The sequence below is a fragment of the Chitinophagaceae bacterium genome, from assembly GCA_030053935.1.
GTDB lineage: Bacteria > Bacteroidota > Bacteroidia > Cytophagales > JASGCU01 > JASGCU01.
The window spans coordinates 1-5,213 of sequence record JASGCU010000123.1 but is presented as its reverse complement, the minus strand read 5'-3'; the positions used below and the strand labels follow the sequence as shown (position 1 = coordinate 5,213).

Below are 5,213 nucleotides of genomic sequence, written 5' to 3'. Positions count from 1 at the left end.
TCTGCCCTTTCAGAGGAGGCAATATCTCAAAAGAAAAAAGTGTTTTTTTGGAGTTTTTTATATGATCTATTACTTTCATCTACTATTTTTTCTTGTTATATTATAAAATTATTCTGGAAACTATTTTTGAGAAACAATAATTGCAAAATAGAATTTTTATACAACAAAATACTTTTTACTCTCAAAACATTTTCAAAACCGATTTAAATTCTCAAAAGTATTACAAAATTAATTTTTTTTTCACAACCCCACTCTCAAAAAAACTATCCAATCTGACAATCCCATTAACATGAGAGTGTTCAAAAAGGACTTTTTACAGGAATATTTTAATTTTAAACCTATTGATAATCAAACTTTTACAAAATTACAAGTGTATCAAAAGTGACTTTTCGGACACCCTCTCTTCTATAAATTTGCATACTATTCTCATCAGTAATATCAAAAATGCGAGTATTATTTCCTGTTTTTTTAGCATTATTTTGCAGTAAATAGAATATATAATAAAAAAATAGTAGTATTGATTTTTCATAAAAAACATATTATAATAATAATTAAAATAACTACATAAAACAATGAGTCAATTAACACAGCTTGCCCCAATACTATTGATGATATTAGTATTTTGGGTTTTTATGATTAGACCTCAGCAAAAAAAACAAAAACAACAGCGTTTATTTATTGATGGTGTAAAAAAGGGAGATGATATAGCGACTTTCTCAGGTATACATGGAAAAGTATATTCTATAGAAGGAGATACCTTTTTTTTAGAAGTAGATAAAGGGGTCAGGATTCAAATGGATAAATCATCTATTTCTATGGATGCGAGCAAACGTTATGCATCTACTAACAATCCTACATCTACGGATAAAAAATAATTTTGTTATCAAAAAATAAAACTCACCTTACGAAAGGGATTTATGCAAATATTTACTTCTTCGTAAGGAGGTTTTTATATTGTTTTTAGCCAATTCAAAAATCTCTATTATCTCTTTTTTATGATTCTCAATCTCAAAAAACAAGTATTTTTTTTATTTTTTTGTGTTATAAGTGGTTCCCTTTACGGACAAAAGAGAGAAAATGTATCTCCCAAAGACAGTGCAGAAGCAATTGATTTATTTATGGAAGGTGAGAGGTATTTTCTTATAGAAAACTACCCAAAATCAAAATCTTTTTTTGAAAAATCTATGAGACTGAACCCTCATAATGCGGCTGTTCATTATAGAATATCTTGCATTTACGAGCAGTCACAAGATATGGAGAAAGCCATTTTTTTCATTGAAAATGCTTTAGAAAGAGAAAAAAATAATAAGTATTATTACCTTTTGGCTATCATATTATATGATAATGTTTCTCGTTTCGACAAAGCGGCAGAGCGATATGAACAAATGATAAGCACTATAGCAAATACAGAAATATATTATTTTGATTTAACATCGGAGTATATACAATTAAAACAATATGAAAAAGCCCTCTCTACCTTAGAGAAAGCAGAAAAATACTATGGATTCACCGCAGAAATAAGCGAAAGAAGGCAGGAAATATACATACAACAAAAAAACATGAGGTATCTCACAGAAGAGTTAAAAAAATATATTTCCACCTTTCCCCCTGCCTTGTCTCATGTTATATTATTAGTGCGGCTATTAGTAGAAGAAAAAAAAACATCAGAAGCCACAAAATTATTAGAGGGTAATTTAGAGAAATATCCCGACAATATGCAATTACTTATTATGCTTTCGGAAATTTATAAGAATAATAAGCAGTTAGATAAGTCATTAGAAATTCTAAAAAAAATGTTTTCCATTCCTCATAATGACCCAAGCATAAAAATACAATCTTTAGAGGTAATAGTAAAAGAACTTCCCCACAAAGTATTAGGTGAACATGCCCGAGAACTTGCAGAAATAATACGGAATACACATCCCGAATATCCCAATGCTTACAATATCTCGGGAGATATAGAAATGATAGAAAAAAATAAAGAATTGGCTGTTGTGTATTATAAAAAATCTCTCTCATTAGACGAATCACAGTATAACGTATGGAGAGCATTAACAATACTGCACTCCGAATTAAGCAATCATACAGAAGCTATAAAAAACACAACGGCAGCATTAGAATTATTTCCTAATCAAGCAGAATTGTATTATTTTAACGGAGCATCTTATTCCTTTCTAAAACAACATACAGAAGCAATACATTACTTAGAGATGGGTAAAAAATATGTGCAGTTTGACCCTCAAGGATTAGAAAATTTTAATGCTTTATTAGGGGATGAATATAATTACGTACAAAACCACGAAAAGTCAGATAACGCATACGAAGAGGTGTTAAAAATAAATCCCAACAACGACTACGTGTTGAATAATTATGCCTATTTTCTTTCTCTCAGAAAAGAAAAGTTAGATAAAGCTATTATTATGGGGAAAAAAGTAATAGAAAACAATCCCACAAATGCTACTTATTTAGATACCTACGCATGGGTATTATATATGAAAGGAAATTATTTTGATGCAAAGGTAGTTTTAGAAAAAGCTCTCCAAGACACAAAAAATATAAGCGGAACTATTATAGAACACTACGGAGATGTCCTTTTTAAACTAGGAAAAACAGACCTTGCGGTAGAAGAATGGAAAAAAGCAAAGGAAATGAAAAACACCTCAACCCTTATTGATAAAAAAATAATTCATAAAACACTTTATGAAGAATAAAATAAGAGTTTACATAGAAACTTTTCATAAATAACAGACAATAATATGAAAGCAAAATATGTAGGCCCCTTAAGGACTTTGGATTAAGAAACTCTTTAGAGAAAAAACAAGTAAACCAATCTTAATTGACTTTTTAAATACTATGAATAATAAAATAATAATAATAATTACTCTCTCCTTATTTATTTCTTGTAGTAAAAAACATATTCCCACCATTTACACAAAAAAAAATAATGAAGCATCTCTTTATATACCCATAGATGAGAAGTATCTCACGCTCAATGGAAGTATCCAATATAAAGATAATACTCAAAATTATAATATGAGAACTCAAATACGCATAAAATATGATAGTATTATTTGGGTATCTTTATCCGTATTTGGTTTTGAAGCGGCAAGGGTACTCCTTACCAAAGATTCTGTATATATACTCAATAGATTGCAAAAAAATTATTCCAAAAGCTCTTATAAAAAAATAGAAGAATTATTCCATCTGCATTCTCAGTATCCATTTATCCAATCCATTCTTTTAGGAAATCCTTTTATACATATAACAAAATCAGATACTATACAGTATAATGAGGATGGGAATACTATAAAACAAAATTTTCAAAACTATCGAATAGAAACTCTTATCAATAATAACAACAAAAAAATAGAAAAGATTCAAATATCCCATATAAAAACGGCAGATAGGTTTTCTATATTCTATAGCAACTACCAATCTATTTATGATACCAATGCTTTATATCCCTATTCTATTCTTATAGAAGGAAACTACAAAAATACCTCCGAACCAGGAAACAGTAATTTTGTTAAAACACATATCCAAATCGAAAAGACAGAGAAAGGAACAAATACGTTGCAATTCCCATTCAGTATACCCGAAAGCTATGAAATACATTAAAATAATACTTGTCTTCCTTTTATTTTTTTTCTTTTTTGAAAGTATTGCTCAAAAATCAAAAACATTCTTAGAAAAAGAAAAACAAAAAACAAAACAAAAAATAGACGAAACAAAATCTGTAATCATAAAAACAGAGAATGAAAAAGAATCCACCCTGAGTTATTTAAAAGAAATAAATGCAAAAGTAGAAAAAAAAGAAACGGTACTTAAATCTATGAGAGAAGAAATGAAAATTCTCCAAGCAGATATAGAAGAATTATCTTTCATCATCACCTCATTAGAAAGCGATATGGCAATACTCAAAAAAGAATATGCTGAACTCATTTATAATACTCAAAAACAAACTCGCTCGCTCTCCATACTTTCCTTTTTATTTACATCTCAAAATTTTTATCAATTATTTTTAAGATTACAATACCACAATCAATATGCTAAGCTCAGGAGCATTCAAGCAAGAGAAATTGCAAAAATATCTCAATCTTTAGAAACAGAAAAAAAAATAATAGAAAAAAAACAATTCCAAAAAGAACAAGTAGTAAAAAATATCATTACTGAAAATAATACGCTTACGTCACTGAAGAAAACAAAAGATGCCTTAGTCATACAATTGAGTAATAGGCAAAAAGAATTAGAGGCGGAGCTTGTGCTGTATATGGAAGCAGTAAAAAAAATAGATGAACTCATCGCCAAAACTATTAACAACAACGAGAAAAAAAATAATACTATAGATACAAAAATAAACCCAAAAAGTATAATAGAAGAAGAATATAAAAGAGGCATTGCTTTTGAATCAAAAAAAAACAAACTTATATGGCCCGTAAAATCAGGGTTTGTATCATCTAAATTTGGCAGACAACCACATCCTATATTAAAACGCATAGAAATAGAGAACCAAGGAATAGACATACAAACAAAAGAAAAAAAAGCAAGAGCCATTCATGACGGGATAGTCTCTACTGTTGCCTTTGTACCTGTTATGCAGAATGTAGTAATCATAAAACACGGAGAATACTACACTTTGTATGCAAAGCTTTCCGAAATACACGTAAAAAAAGGAGATAAAATAAAAACGGGACAAATAATAGGCGATATATTTGTAGATACAAATAAAATAGCAGAAATACAATTCCAAATATGGAAAAATAACCAGAAATTAAACCCCGAAAATTGGATAATGATGCAAAAATAATTGAATACGAACCTTTTTGTTTCTACCAATATTTTGCAACTACGTTGCTTTTTATTTAAGGGCGTGTCCATGTAATATTTGTAGAAAAGCACCACAAAAACACAATCAAAAGGTGCCTAGCACCGATTAAATAAATATATATCGTTATATTCTTTACATATGAACATCTTTTTGCAAACCATTTACTCTTTTACGCAAACATTACCTTCAAAAAATTTATTGTAACATTTTTAAAAGGTAAAGCGATGGAATTTTATTATATTTTTGCGTAAGGTGAGTTAAGAATTTAGATATTTATTTAAGACAATCAGTTCTTAGAATTCTTTTTACGTTTTTAATTTGCAACGGTCTCAACTCATACAAAAAACATACATGCTGCAATAACACATAAATAAAGGGATGGGAT

The 5,213-nt window shown here is 28.8% G+C and carries 4 protein-coding genes; all 4 read left to right on the top strand.

The genetic code is table 11. From position 1 onward, the window contains the following. The first annotated feature begins 572 nt into the window (after positions 1-572). The 4 genes from yajC to QM536_09360 all read left to right on the top strand — a co-directional run bounded on the left by yajC (position 573) and on the right by QM536_09360 (position 4,807). The gene (gene yajC / locus QM536_09375) at positions 573-875 is read left to right on the top strand and encodes a preprotein translocase subunit YajC (protein ID MDI9357219.1); all 303 of its coding nucleotides are present in this window, start codon (positions 573-575) and stop codon (positions 873-875) included. A gap of 120 nt (positions 876-995) precedes the next feature. Continuing rightward, a complete protein-coding gene (locus QM536_09370; protein ID MDI9357218.1) occupies positions 996-2,711 on the top strand; it encodes a tetratricopeptide repeat protein in 1,716 nt (571 codons plus the stop codon). A gap of 142 nt (positions 2,712-2,853) precedes the next feature. Next, entirely contained in the window at positions 2,854-3,618 is a 765-nt protein-coding gene (locus QM536_09365) for a DUF4292 domain-containing protein (GenBank protein MDI9357217.1), read from the top strand. Continuing rightward, positions 3,605-4,807, top strand: coding sequence for a peptidoglycan DD-metalloendopeptidase family protein (locus QM536_09360; GenBank protein ID MDI9357216.1), 1,203 nt, complete (start codon positions 3,605-3,607; stop codon positions 4,805-4,807). Before QM536_09365 ends, QM536_09360 begins: the two co-directional genes overlap by 14 nt. The last annotated feature ends 406 nt before the right edge of the window (positions 4,808-5,213 follow it).